Here is a 23,968-nt window from a genome sequence, read left to right as displayed (position 1 = left end):
TTAAGAATTAGTTTATAATTTAGTATAATATAACATATTTAAGTAAATATTATTTAAGGAAGAAGGATATAGATGTCTTCATCAGAAAATGATTTTTGTGTCATTGGTTTAGGTAAATTCGGAATTTCAGTTGTTAAAACTTTAGAAGAATTAGGTAAAGTTACATTAGCTATTGATAAAAGAGAAGACCGTTGTCAATTAGTTTCATCAATAGCTTCTGAAACTTTAATTTTAGATTCGACTAATCGTGATGCATTAAATGATGCTGGAATTCATAAAGTGCAAAATATTATTATTGCTATTGGTTCTGATTTAGCAGCTTCAATTGTTACTGCTGTTCATGTTTTAGCAATTCATCGTGAACACAATACATTATCATCACTTAATCTTATTGCTAAAGCTGTTGATAGTACTCACCAACTAATTTTAGAAGCAATTGGTATTACTAATATTATTTTATCTGAAACAGAAGCCGGTAAGAAAGCTGCATATCGTGCTATTTGAAAATTAGGAATAGATTTAACTACAGTTGATGAAAAGTACTCAATAGCTAATGTAATTGTTAAAAATACTAAGTTTACAAATAAAAAACTAGAAACTTTAAAAATTCCTAGCAATTATAAAATTAACTTAGTTGCAATTAAACGTCACGGTAAAGTTATTATTCCTAGTAGAAATGAAATATTAATGTTAAATGATGAACTATTATTTATTAGTTCTAATGAAAATATTAATTCTGTTTGTAATGATTTTTCAATTGGTGATACTAATAAAATATTTGAGCCTACTATTATTAAAACGGTAAAGAAAAAGCGTTCATTTTGAAATTGATTCAGAAGAAATAAGAAAAAGAAAAAACATAAAAAATTAAAGAAAAAGGAAGTTAAGAAAGAAAAAAAACACTACTAAAAAAACAAAATTAATTATAAGAAAATTGTTTTTTATTTTTAGAAATATTAATGTATTATCATTGTAATAAAAATTATATGTTTTAATCTAAATATAAGTTTTTAACCGATTGCTTTATTTTTTAAAGTAAATAGGTTTTTTTATTTTTTGAAAGGAAAATATTATGTATACAATGGAAAAAAATAAGAAAGTACTAATTAAAAAAATAGAAAAAATTTTTAAAATAATTCAAATTAATCAAAAAAATTTAAGCAAAGAAAGAATACGGAAACATAATCAAAAACCTAAGGTTGGAACTAAAAAATTAAAATATTCTCAAAGGCCTGAAGTGAAAGCAAGAAAACGAGAGTATGCTCAAAGGCCTGAAGTGAAAGCGAGAAAACGAGAATCTTATCAAAGATGGTCCCAAAAAAATAAAGAAAAAATACGAGAATATAATCACAGATGATGTCAAAAAAATAAAGAAAAAATACGAGAATATTATCAAAGACCCGAAGTGAAAGCAAGAAAACGAGAATATAATCAAAAGTCAGAAGTGAAAGCAAGAAAACGAGAATATTATTACAGATGATATCAAAAAAATAAAGAAAAAATGAGAGAACATACTCAAAGTCCTATAGAGTGATATGATACTCAAATTTGCAAAAATTCAAAATATATTAAAACAAAATATGCGACAGTTATAGTAAAGCAAAAAGTTGATGATACGATAATGCTTTCTAACATCGTACCAATGCCAGTAACTAAAAGTAATGAAGAACAAGAAATAGTACACAAGGCAGATATATTTAACGTTAAAGATTTATCTAATGGTATTAATAACATTGAAACTAATATGTTTGAAAGACCAGAGATACCTAAAACGCCCGAGATTATTGATATAATTTTAGACATGTCAGAAAATAAGATATTTTCTAATGTCAATGGTAAAGTAATTAGTAATAGTATTTAAAAGGAAAAAATATCAAAAGTATAAGTAAAGAATATTAATAGAATCTAATTTTGAAATAACTAGAGATGATATCTATAAATATTTAATGATTTACTAAATTAAGGGAAATTTATTTATTTAGTATTTAAAATAATAATTTTATGTAAAGGATGAAGAACAATGGACAATTATATTTATTTTTTTAGTAATAAAGAGGCTTTTTAATAATCTGTGTATCTTTGTTTTACAAAGTTACTAATTTAGATTAATTCTGTCTTCAAATTTTATCATAAAATGAGCAATTGCTGTATTTCAATTTTGAATAGGCAATGTTCATTTTTTTGTTATATTTTCAATTGCCAAGTAAAATATTTTGAAAACTGCCATATCATTAGGAAAAACTTTTTTATTTCTGATGATTTTTCGTAATTGACTATTAACAGATTCAATAGCATTTGTAGTATAAATCACTCTTTTGATTTCTACTGGATAACTAATAAAAACCATTAAATTATCTCAATTTTTATATCAAGATTTAGTAATTTGAGGATATTGTGGATGGGTTACACTTTATTGGACACTAATTACATAGACAAGTGAACAAATTAGTTAAAAGAAAGGAATTATAATTATGGTCACTATTAACTCATATTCAGATGAATTTAAAAAACAAATAGTAGCTTTATATCAAAGTGGCAAATCAGTATCTTGCCTTGTTAAAGAATACAATGTTACAAGAGCAGCTACTTACAATTGAATTAAGCAATTTACTAATTCAGGTAGTTTTAAAACTAAAGATAATCTTTCAGATTTAGAAAAACAATTAATTCAAGCAAATAAAGAATTAAAACAGTTACGAATGGAAATTGATATTTTAAAGCAAGCAGCACTAATAATAGGCAGAAAGTAGAGATTATTGCAAATAATAAATCTAAATATAAAATTCGCACAATGTGTCATTTTTTAAAACTCTCTAAATCAACATATTATTTTAATTTAAAGAAAAAAAATAAAATTCAAAATAATATTTATGAACAAGCTGTTATTAGTGCTTTTAAAGAAAATAAAGAAGTTTATGGTACTAGAAGATTAAAAGTCATACTAGCAAACCAAGAAATTTATTTATCACGCAGAAAAATTAAAGAAATTATGAATAAGCATAATTTAATATCAAAATACACTAAATTATCATTCAAAAATTATCATAATAAAGTCAATGATAGTCAAATAACCAATCTTGTTAATAGAAACTTTAATAATAGAATTAAAAATGAAGTTATTGTTAGTGATTTAACTTATGTTCAAGTTAATGGTAAATGAAACTATATTTGCCTATTAATCGACCTATTTAACCGCGAAATTATTGGACATAGTGTTGGAGTTAAAAAAGATGCATCATTAGTATATCAAGCATTTATGCAATCAAATCACTGTTTAAAAGATATTGAAATATTTCATACTGATCGTGGTAATGAATTCAATAATAAAACTATTGATAAACTTTTATTAGCTTTCAACATAACTCGATCTTTAAGCAAAAAAGGATGTCCTTATGACAATGCTGTTGCTGAAGCAACTTTTAAAACTTTCAAAATTGAATTTATTAATGATAAAAATTTTACATCATTAATCCAATTAAAATTAGAATTATTTGATTACATCAATTGATATAACAACATAAGAATTCACAGTACTCTAAACTACCTAACTCCAATTAGTTATCAAAAACAAATGTCTACCAAAAAATAGTCCTAAAAAGGGTTGCCATTCCAAAATGTCTACCAAAAAATAGTCCTAAAAAGGGTTGCCATTCCATTACTAATATAATAATTAATTATTTCATAAATTTGACAACCACCCTGTACTTGATAGCCTAGTTCTTTTTCTGCGGTTTCTAATAATTCTTTACACATGTAAGTATGAACTACTCCAGTTGTACAAGAAGAAACTCCAACAATTTTTTTTGTTTCCTTATTTTTCATTGTTTTTATTTCTTTTTTAGTACTATTTTTAACTGTTTCATCATTAATAAGCGATATTATTTCTTGTGAATTTGTTGCATTTTTTAATTTTTTACGAAAATCTTCATTTACAAGTTTGATTGCAAGTGTACTTAAAATATCTAAATATAAATTTTCTGATTGTGTTTTAGGAATTATTAAAGCAATAATAAAAGTTGTTAATTGTCCATCTATTGCTTTTCAGTCAATACCATTATTATTACATAATATTAGAATTGCAGGTTTTTTAATTGATTTAATTCTAGCGTGTGGAATTGCAATTCCACCTTCAAAACCCGTTGATGATTCTTGCTCACGAGCAAGAAATGCTTTTAGTAATTCATCACGATTAGTAATATAACCTAATGAAAATGCCAAATCAGTAATTTTAGTTAGTGCTTCTATTTGATTTTTAATATTAGATTCAAAAATAATATGTGAGTTGTTTAATAAATCATTAGTTATTTTCAATTTTACCTTCCTTTCCAATGATTATTTTATCTCCTTTTTTTAATAAAAACCAGAGATTTTTTCAGATAATTAAAATATATTTTTAACTATTTATTCAATTAAATTTAATATTTATAAAATTAGATATATTAAATACTTCAAAGTTTTTGCTGTTTTTTAAACAAAATATAATAAATAAAAATTATCAACATTAATCCCATATTTCCTTATAAATTAATATAAATAACTTATTTATAAAATCATGTAAAATTAATTTAGATAAAATTTAAGTATTTAAAGAAAGGGAAAATTAGAGAAATGTTTAAAACAAGAAAAGAAAATTTAAATCAGAAAAATAACAAACTTAAATCAATAACTGATTATCAATGATTAGCTTTAGATATCGGAACAGAAAACTTTAAAGCTAGACATATTAATATAGGTCTTAGATATGATGCTCCAACCTATTTAGCTGAAGACTATGAAAAAAATAGAATTCTTTACGGTGAAGAGGCTAAGGCTTTAACTGACAAAACAAATGAAAACGTTATTATTAAACGTCCAGTTCGTGATGGTAATATTGCTGATCCAGATGCTTTACAACGTATTCTTACTAAAATTTTTCAAGATTTTAGACTTGAAATTAAAGATTTAAAACAAAGTAAAAACAATTCTATAAAAAAAGATGAAAAATTAGATAAAAATCGTAACTTGATTGTGTTGATGGCAACACCAAGTGAAATTAATTCAGTACAAAAAGAAGCTTTAGAAAATATTGTATATCGTTTAGGAGCACTCCGTGGATTTGTACAAGAAGAAGTAAAAATGGCAGCCTTAGGTTCAGGGCAAGATATTTTTGGAAGTGCAATTATGTGCATTGATATTGGTGGTGGCAGTACTGATGTTGCTATTATTAGTAATAATTCAATATTATATTCATATACAACACATTGTGCTGGTGACTATTTAATACAAAAAGTTCAAGAATATATTATAAAAAAACATGCCTTAAAAGTTGGAATAAAAGAAGCTGAAGATGTTATTAAAAATATTGGTTCACTTATGAAATATCAAGATGAAAAACCATACACAATTTCGGGTTTTTCATTACCTAGATTAAATTCTCAGCCAGGAGAAACAATGTCAATTTCTAAAACTATTGAAATTACACCAGAAGAAATTCGTGCAAATGTTATGCAAGTTCAATTCAAAGAACATATTATTCCAGCCATTCGTAGAGTACTAAGAACTGCTGGTGACAAGGCTGCTGGAAGTATTAGTGATTTAAAGAAAAAAGGTAAGGGAATCACAATTTGTGGTGGTGGAGCTTATATTAAAAAAGTTGATAAATTTATTGAAGAAGAATTAGCTAAAGAATATTATATTGAAGTTAAAACTGAAAAAGGTACAAAACTAATGCGTCAAAAATATGAAGGAGATCTTTTTGAAGTGCGGACTGCTCCAAATCCTTTAGATAATGTTATTGATGGTTGTGTAAAATATCGTGATACAATTTACAAACAATTAATAATTGAACAAAATCCTAGTCGTGAAATTCTAATAAAGGACGAAGATTTAGGATAAAAAACTATAAAAATCTTAAATCAATTTAAAAATAGTGCTAATTAGCACTATTTTTAAACTAACTAGTATTTTAAATTATTAAAAATTTTTTAAACTTTGGTAATTTTTTTGAGTTATCAATTCCTGATTCAAAAGAAAAACATTCGTATTTCATAACATTAGATACATCTCAATTTGATATATTTTGATTAAAAGATATAGCACCATGAAACATTCAATTCATATTCGTAACATTTGAAGTATCTCAAGATGATAAATCTTGATTAAATGTTTCACAAAATATAAACATAAATTGTAAAGATGTAATTTCTGATGGTAATTGATTAGGTACTTTTTCAATTGTTCTTGGCATATTAACAACTTGAATTTCTCCCTGATCATTTTTATAAAAACCAATTTGAACAATTTCTTTACTATTTATATTTGATAAATCTCTTTCATTAGTTGTTATTTGTTTGCCATTTTTATCAATGTAAATTGTATCTTGTTGAGTTTTATTATTTAAAACATCATTTTTTTGTGAATTTGTGTTTAAAACAGTTACAGTTAAATTTCCTGCAACCGATGCAAGTGTTAAAACACTTAATGCTGTCAATATTTTTTTCATTTTTTCATCCTTCTATGAAGTTAATTTTACTTTACTACTTTTTGAAGGTAAATTCACAAAAATTATATTTTTTGACTAAAAATTTTTATTTTTTAAAGTTAAAACTTTTTTGCTGCTTCTTTAATATACTGTTCAAATTTATCCATCGTTTTTTCTGGTCCTAATGCTGGTAAACCTCCACCTTTTGCTAATATTTTAGAACCAATAAGTAAATTAGCGTCATTTTGATGAAGTTCTTGAACCTTAGTACCACAAATAAGAATTGGTTCTACTACTTTAGCACCTACAAATTCTCATGTTCCTTTTAAATAAGTTGCATGATTACCTCATAAATATCAGCCATATGGTGCTCCTTGTGTCGCCAAAATTTGAACTTTTAAATGTGGTAATAATCCTCTAGCTTCACCTTGTTTGGTATATTTATAATCAAAAGTTTTACCAACAACTAAGATGTGATCTAAATAATTTTTTGTCATGCTAGTAACATTAAAATTTGTCATTGGTGTTGTATATATAACTTTATTAACATTTTTTAGTTGATTAATATAATAATCAGAATCTTTTTCATTAAAATATGAAGTAAAGTTTTTTTGCGTAATAGTAATACTTGCCATTGGTATTTGATTTAAATCTAATTCAATTATTGAATCTTCTGGATGAAATTCACGATAATATTTAACAAAACGAGATACTAAACTTTCAGAATAAGATAGTTCTTTTTTAATCATAGAAGAACGAATTACTAATACTTTATTTGCCATTATTTTTGCCTCCGAAATATCTAAAATAACTTTGTAATTTGATTTTATCAGTTTTTATTTATTATTTTTTAAAAAATATTAAAAAATAATAAATAAAAATATAGTTTTATAAAAAAATGAAATATTTATTATAATTTTATCAATTTCTATAAAGTGTTATTATTAAAGTGTGTAAAACTTTTAAAAAAGTTTATAGAAAAATTTTAAATTAAATAGATATTAAATCTAAAAAATAGATATAAGTTAGTTATTATAGAGATTTTAGTACTTGTACACAAATTATAATTATTAAGAAATTTGAGATCAGACTATCAAAAAAATGGAAAGAGGTAAAAATATGAATGAAAGAAAACAAAAATTACTTGAATTGATGAATAGAAATTTAAAAATTAGTACTTTAATTAATTACAGATTTAAAATTTCTGAAATAACTAATGCAATTGCAAGTATCAATAATGATTTATATAAACAACAAAAATATTTTTTAGAATTAGAAAATAATAGAAAATATAGAAATAAAATTCAAAGAAAATTCAATAAAAACAAAAAGATAAAAAAGAAATTAAATAAAATTTTAAACAAATATTTAGCACAAATAAAAAAATTTAGTTTTTTTATTAATAAATATAAAAAAGAACCTCAACAATTATTTGAAATATTAAGTGAATTAAATTTATTTGTAGGTGAATTAATAAATCAAGAAAACATAACAGATGAAGAATTACAATATTTATTTACAATATCTCATCAATTTTCAGAACAATTAAAAAATGAAAAACCATTAGATTTATCATTACCAAATAAAAATCAAATATGAAAATTAACAACAAAAATTAACACATCTTTAATTAATAAAAAACATTATACTAATACATTAGAAACACACACTAAAGACAGTTTATTTATTGAAATAAAAATATCAAAACCTAGTAGCAGTTTTATATATACAAATAATTTTAATGATATACAAACATATTTATTAACCCAACAAATACAACAAAATAATTTTTTAAATAATAATGATAAAAGTAAATATAGAAACAAAACTGATGAAAATGAAAAAAAATCACAAATCATAAGATTTAGATAATTATTATATGTCAAAAAATCATTTTAAATAAATTATTTTTTTAATTATTTTACTAAATTTAAAAATATTGCGTATAATTTATATAATGTCAAAATTTAAGAATAACGGAGAATGAATAATGTCTGAACAAGAAAAAGTTTCTGCTGAACAAAAAATTATTAATATTGCAGTGATAGCACACGTCGATGTTGGAAAGTCAACATTAGTTGATGCTTTATTAAAGCAATCAAATATTTTTCATCAAAACCAAGTTATTGTTGAACAAATAATGGATAGTAATGATCAAGAACGTCAACGAGGAATTACTATTTATTCTAAAAATTGTTCAATCATGCATGGTAATACAAAAATTAATATTATTGATACACCTGGTCATGCTGACTTTTCCTCTGAAGTTGAAAGAATTATGAAAACAGTAGACTGTGTTATTTTACTAGTTGATAGTGTTGAAGGACCAATGCCACAAACTCGTTTTGTATTGCAAAAAGCACTAGAACATAACTTAAATCCAATTTTAATGATTAACAAAATTGATAAAAAGGACCAAAGAATTGAAGAAGTAAAAGATGAAGTATTAGAACTTTTTATGGAATTAAATGCTAATGATGAACAGTTAGACTTTCCAACACTTTATGGAATTACTAAACAAGGTATTGCCCAATATGAATTGAATCAACCAAGCGAAAATTTAGAACCATTATTTGAAACAATTATTAAACATGCTAAAATTTCTAAATTAGTAAAATATAATGAGCCTTTACAAATGCAAATTAGTTCATTAGATTATGATAGTTTTATTGGCAGAATTGGAATTGGTAGATTATTTCAAGGTACTATTTCTGAAGGACAAGAAATAATTGTTGTTGATGATTATGATTTAAAAAGAAAAGCAAAAGTAAAATATTTATTTGTTTATCAAGGATTAAAACGAGTAGCTGTTAAAAACGCTGTTGCTGGTGATATTGTTTGCATAGCGGGTATTGAAAATATAACAATTGGTAATACTATTTGTGATAAAGATAATGTTGTGCCAATGGAACCAATTACAATACAGGCTCCAACAATGTCAATGAATTTCCTTGTCAATAATTCACCATTTTCTGGAACTGAAGGTAAACTAGTAACTAGTAATAAAATTAAAGAACGTTTAACAAGAGAATTAGAAACTAATGTTGGTTTAAAAATAGAACAATTATCCGGAAGTAATGCTGATGGTTTTAAAGTTTTTGGTCGTGGTGAATTACATTTATCTGTTTTAATTGAAAATATGCGTCGCGAAGGCTTTGAATTAGGTATTTCTAAACCGGAAGTAGTATTTAAAAAAGATGAAAAAGGACACACCACTGAACCAGTCGAAGAAATTATTTTAAATCATCCTACTGAATATAGTAGTACTGTTATTAATAATTTAAATCTAAGAAAAGGTATTATGACTAATATGGATTCTGATAATGTTCGTGATAAAATTATTTTTCATATTCCAACAAGAGGATTAATTGGATTTGGTCGTCAATACGTTAATATTACTCGTGGAACGGGTGTTATGGTTCGTAGTTTCCTTACATATGAACCATTAAAAGGCGAAATTAATAATAATAGAAATGGCGTTCTAGTAAGTATGATTACAGGGACAACATTACCTTATGCTTTAAATTCTTTAGAAGAACGTGGTACTTTATTTGTTAAACCACAAACTAAAGTGTATGAAGGAATGATTATTGGTTTAAGTAATCGTGATAAAGATTTAGATGTTAATCCTTGCAAAGCAAAACAATTAACAAATACTAGAAGTTCAGGTAATGATGAAGCTGTTAGATTAACACCACCAACTATTTTTAGTTTAGAAGAATCTTTAGAATTTATTGCTAGCGATGAATTAGTTGAAGTAACACCACAAAATATTCGTATGCGTAAAAAATTCTTGACTGAAAATGAACGTAAACAAAATAGAAATCGTAAGTAATACTTACGATTTTTTGTTTAAAGATTAAAAGGATTATAATTTACACAGTTAACTGTAGATACTCAATATTCTGATTCAATATCAATAATATCATTTAAAGACAGAATTTTTTGATTTTCTTGCAATATATCTTCTATCTGTATTGTTTCATAATTAGCAAAGTTATTAACTTCATTAATCATTAATTGAATTTGCTTATCAAGCAGTTCTTTATTTTTTTTCTTTTCAATATATTTTTTTCTGCGTCTTTTTTCTCCTTCTCTTTTTTTCTAATAAATTCAGGATTTGATTTATTTTTTTCTAAATATTGTTTTTGTCTTTCTGCATGTTTTTGTTTTTTAGTTTTAATGTTTTCAAATGAAATTTCTACAAAAATAGCGGGAGAAGGCACAAAAATAGATTCATCTTTTGTTTTTTCGTTATTGTTATTCTCTAACATTATATCCATATTTTATATTTCCTTTTTAAAATAAATAGTGTATTAAACTTATATTAAGTTTATGTTTTTGATTTTAGCATCTTTTTTAATTTAGAAAAATAGTTACCAAAATGGTAACTATTTTTATTTTGCTATAAATTTATTATTAATTTTAGTTTTATGTTGGATTGATAAACTTATTTTATTTATTTCATCAATAAAATTATTATCTTTTTCTATATCTCAACCATTTTTTTGATCAATTTCTTTTGTTATTTTTTCCAATTCTATTTTGATTTCTTTTAAACTAGTTTTATTAATATTATTATTTAATCTTTTGGGAGCGTACCGATGTTGTCAATAATATTCAAATTTGTCTTTAAATTATAAGATTAGACGAGAATAATTTAGACTTCAATATGCAATTGTATGTTAATCTTAACACTTGTAAAATATTAGTCAACAATAATACTTACTTTTATAACTCAAAAATTCTTATTAAATTTTACTTTAATAAGTTTTATTTTATTTTTAGTTATCTTTAAATTGAAATGGTTAATTTATAATAATTGTATTGCTGTATTTATTTGATAACATTTAAAATTAACCATTTTGGTATACATATCAATGTTATAAGTTCTATCACCAATCATATGCTTTAAAATTTGTTTAATATTAGTTTCAGTAAAGCAACCAATATTTTCAACTAATGCTTGATTTAATACGCCATCTTTTGCATTAACAAAATAACCAACTTTTAATTTTTTATATTGTAAAGTCAATGATTGTAAAAAATCAATTAATTCATAATATTGACCTTTGGAAAATAAATTTATTGCATTTTGATAGTGTAATTTAGCAATTTTATTTTTTCTTCTTCCAGCCATTATGCCAAGAAATAAAACATGAAAAGCATGGAATTTATCTAAAATAAATTTAGCATTTAAAATTGTAGCAGTTTTTCTAATTCATTTTGCACTATCTCCACAAACTATTAAATTTGCTTGGTCAAAATTTTCAAAAAATAAATTACCATATTTTTCAATTAATTTGGCAGTTTTTTCAGCACCAATTTCTGTTTTTGATACTCTAATTTTACATACAGCTCTTTTATTAATTAATTTTCCATTCTTCTTTTTACCAGTACAAAATACTAATAATCTCATTGAACATTTTTTACAATTTTTAGTATTATGTTTTTCATTAAACTTAAATTTTCTATGTCCATCATCAATATTTACATATAAATTTTGATATGGTTGTAATGGTATTTTGAGGATATTGGCTTTTGGTAATTGAAACTTTTTATATGTTCTACAAACTGTACTATTACTTATTAAACCTTCAATAAAAGTATCACAAACATCATGATACTTTTTACCATCTGCAAAATATTTCAAAATTTGTTTAATAACATTAGGTGCAAGTTTACTATATTTTTTAACACCAAGATAATTATCTAACAATGAAAGAAATTCCATTTTTTGTGTTTTTGGGTTATAATATGTACAAATACGTCGTTTATAAGTTAATAAACCTTTTTTTGTTTTTAATTTTCTTTTTCTAAATCTATATGACTTATATACAGATTTATCACATGCATTTCATAAATAATCATCTATTTTTTTAAATAATTCTTCTGTTTGTTGTAAATTTAATTCATCTTGATTAAAATTGTGTTTGTCTCAATCAAAATGATTTACAAATGGTAATATAAACATTTTTAATGTTCCTTTCAAAATTTTATTTGTTAATAATTTAAGTTTAATTTTTTTTAAAAATAAGGAGTAAATATGGCTTTTATCACTAGTTATGTACAATTAAATAAAAAATATAATCTTAATTTTAGTGATAATAATTATGGTTTTAGTTGGGATATTTTTAAAGAATTTGTTGGTGATGAATGAGCAGAATATTTTACTACCAATTGTTTTTATCGTTTTGTACCAACAGCACGTGGAACAAGAAAAACTTGAAATTGTTTAGCATTTGATTTATTTATATGTTGTAATTTTAGTGATAGTAGTGTTCAAGAAGTAAGAAGATATGAAAATACTCATAGTGAAACTACAATTGGTGCTTTAATGAATGTTTGTCAAGTTTTATTAGATACATATAATATTAATTTATTACCTAATAATCCACATGGTATTAAATGAAAAATAACTAAGGATGGTGGATGTATTATTTTTCCTAATAATCAACAAATTGACTTTATTGGTTATGCTAATGGTAATAAGATTTTTGGAAAAGAAGCCGGTGGTTCAAGTTTTTTAGGTTCAAGAACAGATGAAATTATTATGGCAGAAGAAAAAGAAACACTAACAGAAAAGCAATTAACATATCGATATGAACGTTTACAAAACTCTATGTTTAGAAGTAATCGTATTAAAGTATCAAAAGAACCTATTAAAGAATGAAGTTGAACGTTTATTGATAAAAATATATATAGTCCTAATTTTGGAAAAAAAATTACTCGCTATTTTTATAAAAGTTTCTTTATTACTTTTACATGTAATCCTTATGATAAATATCATCCATTTTATTTAAAATACTGTACGCCATTTTTACCATTAAATGATAAAGTGATGGAAAATCTTAAAAAAAATGGCAAAATTTATTATGAAAATCAAGATATGTTTAGTGGTTTAGGTTTATTTGTTTTAAGATTTACTATTCAACCATTTTGAAATAAATTACCAGATATTCAAAAAAGAACATTATTAGAAATGAAAAAAAGTAATCCTGATGAATTTAATACTGTTTTTTATGGTTTTGAATTTTTAGATAGTGATGTAACAATTTTCCCATTTCAAAAAACTGTAAAGTGCTGACAACGATATGATTTAAAAGAATTTTATAATTCAAAAAAAGATATGTATAAATTTGATTTTTATTCAGTTGGTGTGGATTGAGCAACTGGTCATAAAGACCATACTGTATTTATAGTAGTGGGTTTTAAAGAATATAATAATACTGGTTATTATGATGCTTATATTATTTGTGAATTAGTAGTTACTCCAAATGATTTTATAAATGAAAATGAAAAAATTAATGCTTATGTTAATGAAATTTTAGGATTAATTGATAATTTTGAAAATTTTGAACAAGCAATTTATTTTTATGATGATAAAGCACGAACTGCCATTGATTGATTAAATCAAAAATTAATAGATGAACATAATACTATTTTAATCACACAAACTGCTATTAAACATGCTTCAAATTTAAATCAAGAAGCAGGATTAACTAATAGAGTAGTTTGAATGAGAAACATTATGAGTTATGGAAACTTTTATGCAAATAAAGATGATTTACCAAAGACTACTCAATGTTTAGAAGAATTACGTTATGACCAAAACAAAACTAACATTCCTGATAAAAATATGTATCAAGACCCGTATGATGGATTATTTTATGCATTGTATCCATATAAAAATGTAATTAGGGGTAAAAATAATGCTACTGTGAAAAAAAGCATCTTCACATTTGCCATATAATAAACAACTACAATATCATTAATAGTATAGGTATCACAAAATAAACGCCTTTTATTTAGGCGTTATTTTGCGTTTAAAAACGTACTTGTAAAAATAATCAAAAATAGTACAATTTATAAGTAAAATCAAGGAAAAAAGGAGTAATTTAATATGAAAACATGAATAAAAGCAAATTTAAGTAAAATAACATTAGCATTAGCACTAACTGGTGCTACAACTGGAACAATAGGATTAATCATGGGGGGGTGCTTACCCATAATCTTAGTGGACTTAAATATTATTTAAATTCATATAAAAAACCTATAATGGGTGTTCAGAAAATATGAATGTCTGACATTCATGGTATTTCAGTTTCTATAAAAAGTGAATTTAAAATATACTTTGCTGATAATCCTAAAAAAACAAAATTTTATAATGGTGGAGATACTATTGAAAGAATAGATATACCATGAGATGGCAATTATCCATATGGTTATTTTAATAAATAACATTTAAATTTCTAAATTAATATAAGAAATATTTTCATTATATTTGTCAAATAAATTAATATTAGTTAAGTTTATTTCTTGTTTGTCAGTTATTAAAATTAAATAATAATTACCAGCACCAAATATTCCACTAATTTCAATCCGATTTAAATTATTAATTGGATTTTTAATTTGCAATTCAAATTCATTTTTATTATCAATTTGTAATATCTCTTCATAAAATTCTAATTTAGAAAATAATTGAGATTTATTTGAACCATATAAATTTAAAGCATTCTCAATTTTATTGTTACTAATAATTACTCTTGTAAAGTATTTTCCATATTCGCCATTTCCTAATGTTCAATCTGCTGGAATTAATGACGGAATATTATTGCTTTCTAATTCATTTGTAATAGATAATCAATTAAATTGATTATCATCAAGTTTAAATAATTCATTTTGACTAATATCATTATTTTTTAATTTAATATTATTCATATCTGTAAAATCAAAATATTCAGATTTTAGTATTACTTTTACATCTTTATATTTTCAACTATTATCCTTATTAGAATGTATAGGATTTGATTTTAATTCAAAATAATAAGGTAATAAAATTTTATTATCATCATTTAGACCTTTATTTATTGATAATGTTGAATAAATATACTTTGATAACATAATAAATACTTGTTTAAATATTTTAACTTGTTGCAAATTTATGTAATTTGGATAATCAAGTTCTCATTTTCTAAATAAATTAGTAATAACTTCATCAGGTTTTTGACCTAAGAATTTATTACGTAATTTTGCTATTTCATTTTTATCATCATAATCTGCGCCATCAAAATTTCTATTATAGTTATATGTGTAACTTAGCATATCTAATAATAACTGTTGTAAACTATCAATTGGTGGTTTATCATTTATTTCAATTTCTACATCATAAAATTTATTTGTTGTAGAAATAAATAAATTATAGTTACCTACTAAAAATCATGACTCTAATTTTTTATCTTTTAATTCTATTTCATCTGATAATGGTCATACTTTTAAATTTTTAGAAACATCATAACCTAATTTAGCATTTGTTACTCTTGCATTATTAATAATTTCTTTTCTTGTTTCAGTCCCTCCACCAATAGCAATTAAATCTAAAACTGATTTTTCTTCTCCAATAAATTGTTTTGCTAAGTTTCAAGGTAATATTTGTTCACTAAATCATTGTTGTAATATTCTAACTTTTGGTTGAGTTTCAATAGGCATTGATAATAGCGGAAATGCTATCTTATCTTTAACAAATAACTTTGGGTATACTTCCATATTGTCAACTTCACCAAGTACCTTTATATTGCCAAAAATCATGCTTCTAGGTGCTTTAATTTTTAAACCAGTTACTTTGGTATCTTTATCTAATGGTTTTTGTAATTTAATAATAATTGGATAACCATCTCTTGTTTTAAAATCTTTAATTTTAATAATAGTTATACTTTTAGTACTTCTTGTTTTTGGATTTTGATAAGGTTGTGAATAATTATTAATGATATATAAATTATCAATATTATTTTCAGTTAAAGGTTCATTAATAGATACAGCATATAACTTAAATTGATTTAATAAATTTATTTCTTGAAATATTAAATTTTTAATATCAGTCATACTATATTCAATTGTATTATCATTAATATTAGTACTTGCTCTTTGATTTAATTGCATAGTAAAATCAGATGTTTCAACAGCAGTAGTTTTTAATACTTTATCAATATCAATAAAACCTATTTTAATAGTATTTGCTGAAAATTTTAAACTATTATTTTCATTATTTTTAAATAAACGTTCAATTTCATAAATATATATCGTTCTTTTTTTAAATTCATCATATGCTCTATTAATATCTGGGTCACTAGTAGCACGCATCATATTAGTAAAGTCATAAGGAATGTTATCAATTAAATAATCATTTTCTACTTCTGCTTGATTAAGTTTAGTTTGTTTCTGTGGAAATTTCGTTTGTGGTTTGTTGTTGTTTTCCATTGTTCTCTCCTATTAATTGGTTATTTTCGGGATTAAATAATTTTAATTTAACTGTTAAATTATTAATTTCTTGATCATCATTAATATTAAATGTTTTACTATTTAATAAATCTTTATCTACACTTACTAATATTTGAATAAATTTAAGAATATCAATATTAAATTGTCATAATTTTTGTTCAATATAATTAATAGTTGAAATATTTACTGCTGTACTTTCGGGAACTGATTGTTGTGCTGATTTCTTTTGACTTGGTATATGAATACCACAACGTTTAAATATTTCATTAACATTTCAATCATATATATCAGTTAAATTTTTACCTTTAAAATTACTATTTGTCATATTGATATTTTCGTTTTGTTCATTATTATCTCCACCGCTTTTAAATATGTAATTTTTAGTAACTAATGTTCTTACTGCGTCTTCTATTAAAGATTGAACATTGCCATAAGTTTGACTAAATATAAATTTAGGTGAGTTTAAAATAGTATCTAAAACAATTTGTTCATAAATAACATCTAATGCTTTAATTTTATCCATTACTTTATTACAATCTGCTAGCTCATTTGCTTTATTTCTCATAATTGCTATTGGTATATAGTTAATATTTAGTGTTTGTTCTTGTGCTAAATTAGGGTTATTAATGAATGATTTAAAATCTAATGGAAATTGTTTTTTATTATCACTAATACTATAAATTGCACGATTAATAGTTATTTGTTCATTATTTAATGTATAAACTTCAAATAATCTTACCATTTGTGCATTTTGTTCATAACTATCATAAAAAATAGTACATTCAATTAATTTACCAGTAATATCATAAACTCTTTGTTGTATATCTACTACTTGAAAATATAAGTCATCATTAGCAATATAAATTAAATAAGCACTAATTCCTAATTTACTTAATTTAAAAATTGAATTTCAATTTTTTCTGTAAAATTCTTGTTGAATTAAATATTGTTTAATAGTTTCATTATTAATATCTAATGGAGCATTATATAAATTAGCATTATTTTCTGCTACAAAATCAGTGAAATAAGTTTCATGGTTAAAATCATTAAAACCAAAATAATTTAAAATTGAAGCATGAGTACTTTTATTTTTATTAGTTAAAAATTTTACTTTTTCATTTTGATTATCACTAATATTACTTTTTTCTTTTCTTTTAAATAGACTTAACATAATATTCACCACCTTTTTTTAAAATATTTGATTAATTTTTAATACAATTTTTATAATAATAAATATAATTAAACCTGCTGTTGCTGATGATAAAATTACTCCTATTAAACCTAAAATAATTTTTATAATTTTAAAAAACATAATATTATTCCTGTAATTCTTCTAATTTTTTAAAAATATAATCTCTACCCATACCCCACATTATTCTATTATTATAAATATTAATTTCAGTATCCGCATTAACATTATTATTTGATATTCATAAACTACTTTTTAAAACATTTGTATCTAATTGATAATAAAAATTAATTATTTGTCAACTATAATTTTTATTATTTTCTTTACTAGTATAATCACCAAAACTATAATATATTCTATAATGTGTTTTATCTTTAAATATATATTCTATATGTGTAATATTATTTTTATCTACTACGACTTTACCTACTTCTTTTCAATTTGAACCACTTGGACTGGGTTGTGGTTGTTTTTCTAATATTTCATTAATTGCTTGTAATAATTTTTTATTTTGAGTTTTTAATAATTTATATTCATTATTTTCTAATAAATCTTTACAAAGTAATGAATTTTCTTCATTATTTAATGCAATTTCATTTGTTTCAGTTTTATATTTAAAATAATCATTTGAAAATTTTTTATCTTTTATTTTTTCTTTTAATTCATTAATAGCACCGGCAATAGTTTTATCAGTAGTTTCTAAATTAGGAATTTCTGCACTAATAGCATTTATTTGAAATGCAATAGGAAATTGTGATTTTACATCTTCTAATTTTTTATCTACTTCTTCTTTTTTATAATAATCAGATAAATTAGGAATTTTATTATTGATTTCATTAATTGCAGGAACGATTTGTTTAGAAACTGTTTGTAAAGCATCATCATTGATATTTTGCTTTTTATCTAATAAATTATTAGTTTCTAGTTTTGTGTAATAATCATGTTCAGTACTTTCTTCTGTTATAAATTCAGTTGGTGTATCTATTCCTTGATATTGATATATTTCTTGTATATCACCAATTAAATTAATTTTTCCACGTTCAGGATAGGAATTACCTCCACCACTAAATTTTTTATTTCTATTGTCATAGTAAATAGTTCCAATATTTAAAATATTTTTATTTTGTATTTGTTCTTTATAAGTCATGGAATCAACATTTAACAATTCAAATTCATGAAAAATATTATTTAAATAAATTTTAATTATTTTATAAAATTTCATAAAGTTATTTTCTGTTGAATAGTGATAACTGATTTTAATAAAATATCATTTCAACATTTCTATATTATTATTTTCAACTTTTTTTCATAAAGGACTAGTTTCAATATTAAATCAATTATTTTTGATATCATCAATGTTTTCATTTGTTTTAGTTAATTCACTATTTAATTTGGTAATTTCATTTTCATTAGTAGTAATTCGTTTTTGTTGTTTAGCAGAAAAATCACAAGTTGGTGAATGAGTAAAATCACCAATTTGCGGATTATTTTGTAATGCTTCTGGTGGTAATGTTCCAATTTCATCTGGTCAATCTAAAATCATTGTTTCAGTTTCTTTATCATAACCAGTTGCAACATAACCTTTATTAACAAATTTACTAACAGGACCTCTATATATTTCATTTTCATTATCATCAACTAAATCATCATATAATTTAATTTGTTTTAATAATGTAAATTCTTTTTGTTCTTTAATTAATTCATCAACTTGATTTCTAGTATAAAATGCTTTTAAGTCAATTTTTTCAACATCTATTTCATCATTATTATAACTTGAAAATATTTGTTTTAATTCTGTTAATCTTGCTCATATTTTCATTCTACTAGGTGCTAAATCTCAAACATTAATTGTAGGAGTACTATTTGCACTAAATTGATTACCATTATTAAATTGAATAGTAGCATCAACATTAAATTCAATTGGTGTACGATTAAATACTCAATGTTCAACCATAACATAAACCATATCTCTTAATGTTTCTTTAATTAATTCATCTTTAAAACTATCAAAAGGAAATTTAGATAAAATAAAATCAAGATAAGCATTAATATCATTTTGCGCGCGAATAGCAAAAGTTATAAATCAATCATTAATATTTGGTCATGTTTGTATATATTGTTGTGGAGTTTCTGTAATTTTTCCAGTTAATGGATATCAGTTATTATAATTTTCAAGACTGACATCAGTTCAAAGTTTATTAATCATAATTTATCATTCCTTAAAAAATGCTTGTTTATAATGATGAGTATGTTTTTTTGTTTTTTTATGTGTTATATGTTCAATTTCTTTTTGTATTTTATTTTTACCTTTTTTTATTTTTTTCTTACTTTTTGTTACAACTTGACTATATGCAAACTTTTCTAAATGATGTAATAATCCAGTACCAAATAAAGTATTAACACTAAATTTTAAACCAACATTTTTAAATGATTTGTTAATATTTTCAATAGGATTATTAATAACATTTACTACTTTATGATAAGTTCTAATAGTTCTAAATATTTCTCTATATACTTTAAAACTATCTCTAATTACTTGTTGCACCACTGGTGGAGCAAATGCTATTGCTTTTAATCATTTATTTTGATTAACTCCATAACCAATGTATCAACCACTATATCAACGATATCAATGGAATGGATGTATTTGAGTAACAAAAGTTTTTGCTTTAAGAATACTATCAACAACTGTAATTGGTTTATATTTAGGATTGCGATGATAAATAGTAATTGCACATTTATCTAATGACAAAGGTTGAATTTTACAACCCATAAATACTGGTGAATTTAATGGAATTAATTGTGCATGTTTAATTGCTCTTTTTTCTGCACTAGTAAATAAATCAGTTGCTTTTTCTTTTAATTTCTGAATTTTTTCAAATACTTGTTTTTCTAACTTTTCAAATTTTTCTTGTAATTTATATATACTTTCTCGTATTTTTTCAAAATATGGTGTATCTTTTCAAAATTTATTTAAACCTTTTTTTAAATAAAATCTAATATCAAAATATTTAAAAGTTTGATTTGCTTTTAAAACAAGTTGATGAATAACATTATTTTTAAAATTAAATTTAATAGCATTAGCACGAATTTTTTGTAAATCTAAAATTAAAGTTTTTCCATATCTATTTTCTGTATGTATTGTATGAACTAAATTTAATCAATCATGTTGATTCATTTTTAATACTTCTTTTAAATCAGTATTAAATTTTTTTAAAAAGTTATTTGCTTTTTCAATATCTTTAATTTTAAATTTAGGAGTTAATTGTGGACTTAATTTTATTAATGTATTTTGTAATAATAAGTGTTCCATTAATTTTTCTGTTTCTAGTTTTTGAAAATTATTCTTATATTGTCTTTCAGCAACATATCCTAAATCTCGTAATACTGTTTCACGATTAGGAGTAAAACTATACTTCATTAAATAACGTTTATTACCAATAATTTTATCTGTTAAAATTTCTTTTCCACTTACTTGACTAATAATTTCTTGTAAGTTTTTTGCTTCTTTAATACCAACTTGTTCTAATGTTTTAGTTTTTTGTGCTAACTTAATAAATTTAGTTGTACGATAACCACGACTAATTTTATTAAGTCCAGCAAATGCTGGTAATATATTAAAAAAAGTATTTAATGGTGTTACATTTCCTTTTAAATAATCATAAACTTGATTAATAGTAAAATCAGTTAAAAATTCTACACCAATAGCACTAATACTAGCAATTAAATCACTTGCACCTAATCCAAGTGCTAAATCTTCACTTAAACCACCAGTAAAAGGAGCAAGTGCTACTGCTATAACTTGTACACCAATCATTTCTAAAATTTCTCATCATAAACTTTTATGTTCTTGTTGTTGACTAATTCTAGTATGTTTGGGTTTATTTATTTTTAAGAGTGTGGCTGTATTTGCTGTACCAATAGGCATAATTAATGTCCTTATTATTTAAGAGTTATTTTTATAGGATTTGTTGAACCTTGATAATTTGCATCATTAATATCTGCAGTAATAATTACATATAAATCTCCTGCTTTTTGATTTTGATTACTTACATCAGTTTTGCCTTGTGCATCACTAAAATATTTAATATTTGCATGTACTAAATCTAATGCTGGATTCAAACCAGTAATTTCTCTTGCATTTTTTATTGCTGTATCTAGTAATTGATTTTTTCTATTCGTATTAGCAGTAATATCAGTTGTTAAAATTGTAAGTTTACTACTTAAATCTGTTTTAGTAATAATTCCACATAGCATTCAACGTGATGTTGTTTCTTTTTTTGACATATAAGGAATTAATTGACCTAGTACTTCACCACCAACTTTATATGCTCTACCAAGTTTGCCATCAGCAATTTCTTGAACATAAACAATTGTTTGTTGTAACATATATCTTTTCATTGCTCTTGATGTTGCTAAAATAAAAGGTATAATTTGTTTTTTATTTTCACTATCAGTAAATGTCATATAATCATCCATTACAATTTGACATAATACACCTTTTATATATAAATCATTACCATTTAATCTTAGTTGTTGAGCAATTTGGTTATCTGTAATTAAACCTTTATTATTAGCCAAATAAACAATAGTATCATAAAGATTATTTGTAATAAAGAAACGACAATTTGCACTATTTCTTAATTGAAATAAAGTATTTCAAGCAGATAACATTGCCTGTATATGCCCTGTTGGTGATGTGTCACTAATTATTACTTTAGTTCCGTTATCGCTAATTACTTGTATATCATCAGTTGCTAATTTATCTGCTAAATCATTAGCGACTTCATATTGCATACTTTCTAATAAATTTTGTCCATTTTCAGCATTTAAGTCAATTGCTGCAATAGTTTCACCAGCAACATATAATTTTTCAATTATTTTTGGAATAGTATCAGTTTGTGCATAAGTTACATCTATTCTTTGACTTTTATCATTTCATGCAATAACTTTAATTGATGGGTCTTTTGGAACTTTAATAATAAATTCTATTTTAGTAGAATTAACTATTTCAATAGGAAAAAAGTTTGCTCATGGACTATTTGATTGTTTGAAAAATTCAATAAATTCTGGTGCTTCAACTAGTTTTTCTGTATTATTTAAGTTTGTTTGAATATTAATTGCCATTTTTATTTTCCTTTCTGTTATAAATTATTTTTCTTTTTATAATCCAATAAACTACTTTTTATTGAATTCGATTGATTTGTTAATATTGTTTCTTGTTTACCACCTGTATTAATTGGTTCTTTAAATACTGGTTGTTCTTTAATCATTTTTTTAATAGTGTCTTCTACTTTTGAATTTTCTATATTACTTGTTTTAAATTTTAAAAAATCATAAAATTCTTTTTTAACTTGATATTTTTTAAATATATTAAGCATTTCTTTTTCTTTAATTTCTTCATTAAGTTTATTTAACTTATTTTCTAATTCAACAATCTTAGTTTCTTGTTCTTTTTGCAAATCATTATTTTCAGTTAAAGGTTCAGTTGTTTCTTGAACATTAGTTTCATTTTCTAACATTTACATTACACCTTTATTTATTTTCTTTATTAATTTTTTCATTTAATTTTGCTAATTTTTTTTGATGTTTTATTACTTTATTATTTGCTCGAACATGTTTTGGAGTTGTAATAAATCGTTTAAATCAAACAATTAATTCTCTGCAAATTAATGTTCCTACACTTGTTCCAATAATGATTAATTCATGCAATAATTCTTTCATTTCAATATTTTCCTTTCAATTATTTATTTTTTAATTATTCGTCAAATTGACCACCATTAATTCTTTCAACCATTGACTGATAATTACTTATAATAGTTACTAATAAAGAAATTTCTTTATTTAATTGTTCCATCCTTTCTTTATGTATTTTTATTTCGTGATTATAATATTCAATTAATTTTTCTTTATTCATAAATTACTCACCTCCTTTATAAACTGTCATAATATGTAGTTGGTCTATATACTGGTGATATTCTATCTACAACATCATTAATTAATCTTGCATTTTCACTAGTAAATGTTGTTTCTTGCATTTC

The 23,968-nt window shown here is 23.3% G+C and carries 24 protein-coding genes and 1 pseudogene; 9 read left to right on the top strand and 16 right to left on the bottom strand.

Going from position 1 to position 23,968, the window contains the following annotated elements:
* Positions 1–72 precede the first annotated feature (72 nt).
* Both AAHM95_RS05950 and AAHM95_RS05945 read left to right on the top strand, forming a co-directional pair.
* A complete protein-coding gene (locus AAHM95_RS05950; protein ID WP_338975034.1) occupies positions 73–909 on the top strand; it encodes a potassium channel family protein in 837 nt (278 codons plus the stop codon).
* A gap of 172 nt (positions 910–1,081) precedes the next feature.
* Positions 1,082–1,861, top strand: coding sequence for a hypothetical protein (locus tag AAHM95_RS05945; RefSeq protein WP_342274389.1), 780 nt, complete (start codon positions 1,082–1,084; stop codon positions 1,859–1,861).
* Between the two features lie 234 nt (positions 1,862–2,095).
* Here AAHM95_RS05945 and AAHM95_RS05940 read toward each other — a convergent pair.
* A pseudogene (locus AAHM95_RS05940) lies at positions 2,096–2,395 on the bottom strand (transposase); the annotation flags it as partial.
* Positions 2,396–2,471: 76 nt separating this feature from the next.
* Between AAHM95_RS05940 and AAHM95_RS05935 the strand changes: the two are divergent.
* A protein-coding gene (locus AAHM95_RS05935; RefSeq protein ID WP_338975281.1) for an IS3 family transposase occupies positions 2,472–3,589 on the top strand; the annotation gives its coding sequence in 2 pieces (ribosomal slippage) (positions 2,472–2,742 and positions 2,742–3,589; 1,119 coding nt in all).
* 29 nt (positions 3,590–3,618) lie between these two features.
* Here the strand turns inward: AAHM95_RS05935 and AAHM95_RS05930 are convergent.
* Positions 3,619–4,329: a fructose PTS transporter subunit IIA gene (locus AAHM95_RS05930; RefSeq protein ID WP_342274388.1), complete on the bottom strand. Its 711-nt coding sequence runs from the start codon at positions 4,327–4,329 to the stop codon at positions 3,619–3,621.
* Between the two features lie 279 nt (positions 4,330–4,608).
* Between AAHM95_RS05930 and AAHM95_RS05925 the strand changes: the two genes are divergently transcribed.
* Positions 4,609–5,874 carry a rod shape-determining protein gene (locus AAHM95_RS05925; RefSeq protein ID WP_342274387.1) on the top strand — a complete coding sequence of 422 codons (1,266 nt, stop codon included), beginning with the start codon at positions 4,609–4,611 and terminating at the stop codon, positions 5,872–5,874.
* 70 nt (positions 5,875–5,944) lie between these two features.
* Here AAHM95_RS05925 and AAHM95_RS05920 read toward each other — a convergent pair whose 3' ends face one another.
* Both AAHM95_RS05920 and AAHM95_RS05915 read right to left on the bottom strand, forming a co-directional pair.
* Entirely contained in the window at positions 5,945–6,481 is a 537-nt protein-coding gene (locus AAHM95_RS05920) for a BspA family leucine-rich repeat surface protein (RefSeq protein WP_342274386.1), read from the bottom strand.
* 98 nt (positions 6,482–6,579) lie between these two features.
* Positions 6,580–7,242, bottom strand: coding sequence for an FMN-dependent NADH-azoreductase (locus tag AAHM95_RS05915; RefSeq protein ID WP_342274385.1), 663 nt, complete (start codon positions 7,240–7,242; stop codon positions 6,580–6,582).
* A 337-nt stretch (positions 7,243–7,579) separates the two neighbouring features.
* Between AAHM95_RS05915 and AAHM95_RS05910 the strand changes: the two genes are divergently transcribed.
* Entirely contained in the window at positions 7,580–8,332 is a 753-nt protein-coding gene (locus AAHM95_RS05910; protein ID WP_342274384.1) for a hypothetical protein, read from the top strand.
* Positions 8,333–8,450: 118 nt separating this feature from the next.
* On the top strand, positions 8,451–10,295 hold the full coding sequence (gene typA / locus AAHM95_RS05905) for a translational GTPase TypA (protein ID WP_338956865.1): 1,845 nt from the start codon (positions 8,451–8,453) through the stop codon (positions 10,293–10,295).
* A gap of 181 nt (positions 10,296–10,476) precedes the next feature.
* On the opposite strand, the gene AAHM95_RS05900 is transcribed toward typA, so the two are convergent.
* The 3 genes from AAHM95_RS05900 to AAHM95_RS05890 all read right to left on the bottom strand — a co-directional run bounded on the left by AAHM95_RS05900 (position 10,477) and on the right by AAHM95_RS05890 (position 12,434).
* Positions 10,477–10,743, bottom strand: a complete 267-nt coding sequence (locus tag AAHM95_RS05900) for a hypothetical protein (protein ID WP_342274383.1) — start codon at positions 10,741–10,743, stop codon at positions 10,477–10,479.
* 114 nt (positions 10,744–10,857) lie between these two features.
* Positions 10,858–10,998, bottom strand: a complete 141-nt coding sequence (locus tag AAHM95_RS05895) for a hypothetical protein (protein ID WP_342274382.1) — start codon at positions 10,996–10,998, stop codon at positions 10,858–10,860.
* A 275-nt stretch (positions 10,999–11,273) separates the two neighbouring features.
* A complete protein-coding gene (locus AAHM95_RS05890) occupies positions 11,274–12,434 on the bottom strand; it encodes an Mbov_0401 family ICE element transposase-like protein (protein ID WP_338975594.1) in 1,161 nt (386 codons plus the stop codon).
* A 72-nt stretch (positions 12,435–12,506) separates the two neighbouring features.
* Between AAHM95_RS05890 and AAHM95_RS05885 the strand changes: the two genes are divergently transcribed.
* The 3 genes from AAHM95_RS05885 to AAHM95_RS05875 all read left to right on the top strand — a co-directional run bounded on the left by AAHM95_RS05885 (position 12,507) and on the right by AAHM95_RS05875 (position 14,701).
* Positions 12,507–14,213: a hypothetical protein gene (locus AAHM95_RS05885; protein WP_342273789.1), complete on the top strand. Its 1,707-nt coding sequence runs from the start codon at positions 12,507–12,509 to the stop codon at positions 14,211–14,213.
* Positions 14,214–14,363: 150 nt separating this feature from the next.
* A complete protein-coding gene (locus tag AAHM95_RS05880; protein ID WP_342273790.1) occupies positions 14,364–14,498 on the top strand; it encodes a hypothetical protein in 135 nt (44 codons plus the stop codon).
* A complete protein-coding gene (locus AAHM95_RS05875) occupies positions 14,459–14,701 on the top strand; it encodes a hypothetical protein (RefSeq protein WP_281749131.1) in 243 nt (80 codons plus the stop codon). Before AAHM95_RS05880 ends, AAHM95_RS05875 begins: the two co-directional genes overlap by 40 nt.
* A 3-nt stretch (positions 14,702–14,704) precedes the next feature.
* Here AAHM95_RS05875 and AAHM95_RS05870 read toward each other — a convergent pair whose 3' ends face one another.
* The 9 genes from AAHM95_RS05870 to AAHM95_RS05830 are packed head-to-tail and all read right to left on the bottom strand — an operon-like array spanning position 14,705 to position 23,844.
* Complete coding sequence (locus AAHM95_RS05870; protein WP_342273791.1) at positions 14,705–16,717, bottom strand: hypothetical protein; 2,013 nt, start codon at positions 16,715–16,717, stop codon at positions 14,705–14,707.
* Positions 16,668–17,909: a hypothetical protein gene (locus tag AAHM95_RS05865; RefSeq protein WP_338975553.1), complete on the bottom strand. Its 1,242-nt coding sequence runs from the start codon at positions 17,907–17,909 to the stop codon at positions 16,668–16,670. The genes AAHM95_RS05870 and AAHM95_RS05865 overlap by 50 nt, the downstream gene beginning before the upstream one ends.
* An 18-nt stretch (positions 17,910–17,927) precedes the next feature.
* Entirely contained in the window at positions 17,928–18,050 is a 123-nt protein-coding gene (locus tag AAHM95_RS05860; RefSeq protein ID WP_338977759.1) for a hypothetical protein, read from the bottom strand.
* Between the two features lie 4 nt (positions 18,051–18,054).
* Positions 18,055–20,133, bottom strand: coding sequence for a hypothetical protein (locus tag AAHM95_RS05855; RefSeq protein WP_342273948.1), 2,079 nt, complete (start codon positions 20,131–20,133; stop codon positions 18,055–18,057).
* A 3-nt stretch (positions 20,134–20,136) separates the two neighbouring features.
* Positions 20,137–21,855, bottom strand: a complete 1,719-nt coding sequence (locus AAHM95_RS05850) for a hypothetical protein (protein WP_342273949.1) — start codon at positions 21,853–21,855, stop codon at positions 20,137–20,139.
* A 14-nt stretch (positions 21,856–21,869) separates the two neighbouring features.
* Positions 21,870–23,054, bottom strand: a complete 1,185-nt coding sequence (locus AAHM95_RS05845; protein ID WP_342273892.1) for a hypothetical protein — start codon at positions 23,052–23,054, stop codon at positions 21,870–21,872.
* 17 nt (positions 23,055–23,071) lie between these two features.
* Entirely contained in the window at positions 23,072–23,449 is a 378-nt protein-coding gene (locus AAHM95_RS05840; RefSeq protein ID WP_338975557.1) for a hypothetical protein, read from the bottom strand.
* Positions 23,450–23,462: 13 nt separating this feature from the next.
* Positions 23,463–23,651 carry a hypothetical protein gene (locus AAHM95_RS05835; RefSeq protein ID WP_338975562.1) on the bottom strand — a complete coding sequence of 63 codons (189 nt, stop codon included), beginning with the start codon at positions 23,649–23,651 and terminating at the stop codon, positions 23,463–23,465.
* Positions 23,652–23,685: 34 nt separating this feature from the next.
* Positions 23,686–23,844 (bottom strand): hypothetical protein, encoded by a 159-nt coding sequence (locus AAHM95_RS05830; RefSeq protein ID WP_174480523.1) that lies wholly within the window; start codon positions 23,842–23,844, stop codon positions 23,686–23,688.
* Between the last annotated feature and the right edge of the window lie 124 nt (positions 23,845–23,968).

This window comes from Spiroplasma endosymbiont of Phycita roborella (genome assembly GCF_964031195.1).
Taxonomy (GTDB): domain Bacteria; phylum Bacillota_I; class Bacilli_A; order Mycoplasmatales; family VBWQ01; genus Spiroplasma_E; species Spiroplasma_E ixodetis_A.
The sequence above is the reverse complement of the archived record's forward strand: the minus strand, read 5'-3'. Positions and strand labels throughout refer to the sequence as shown.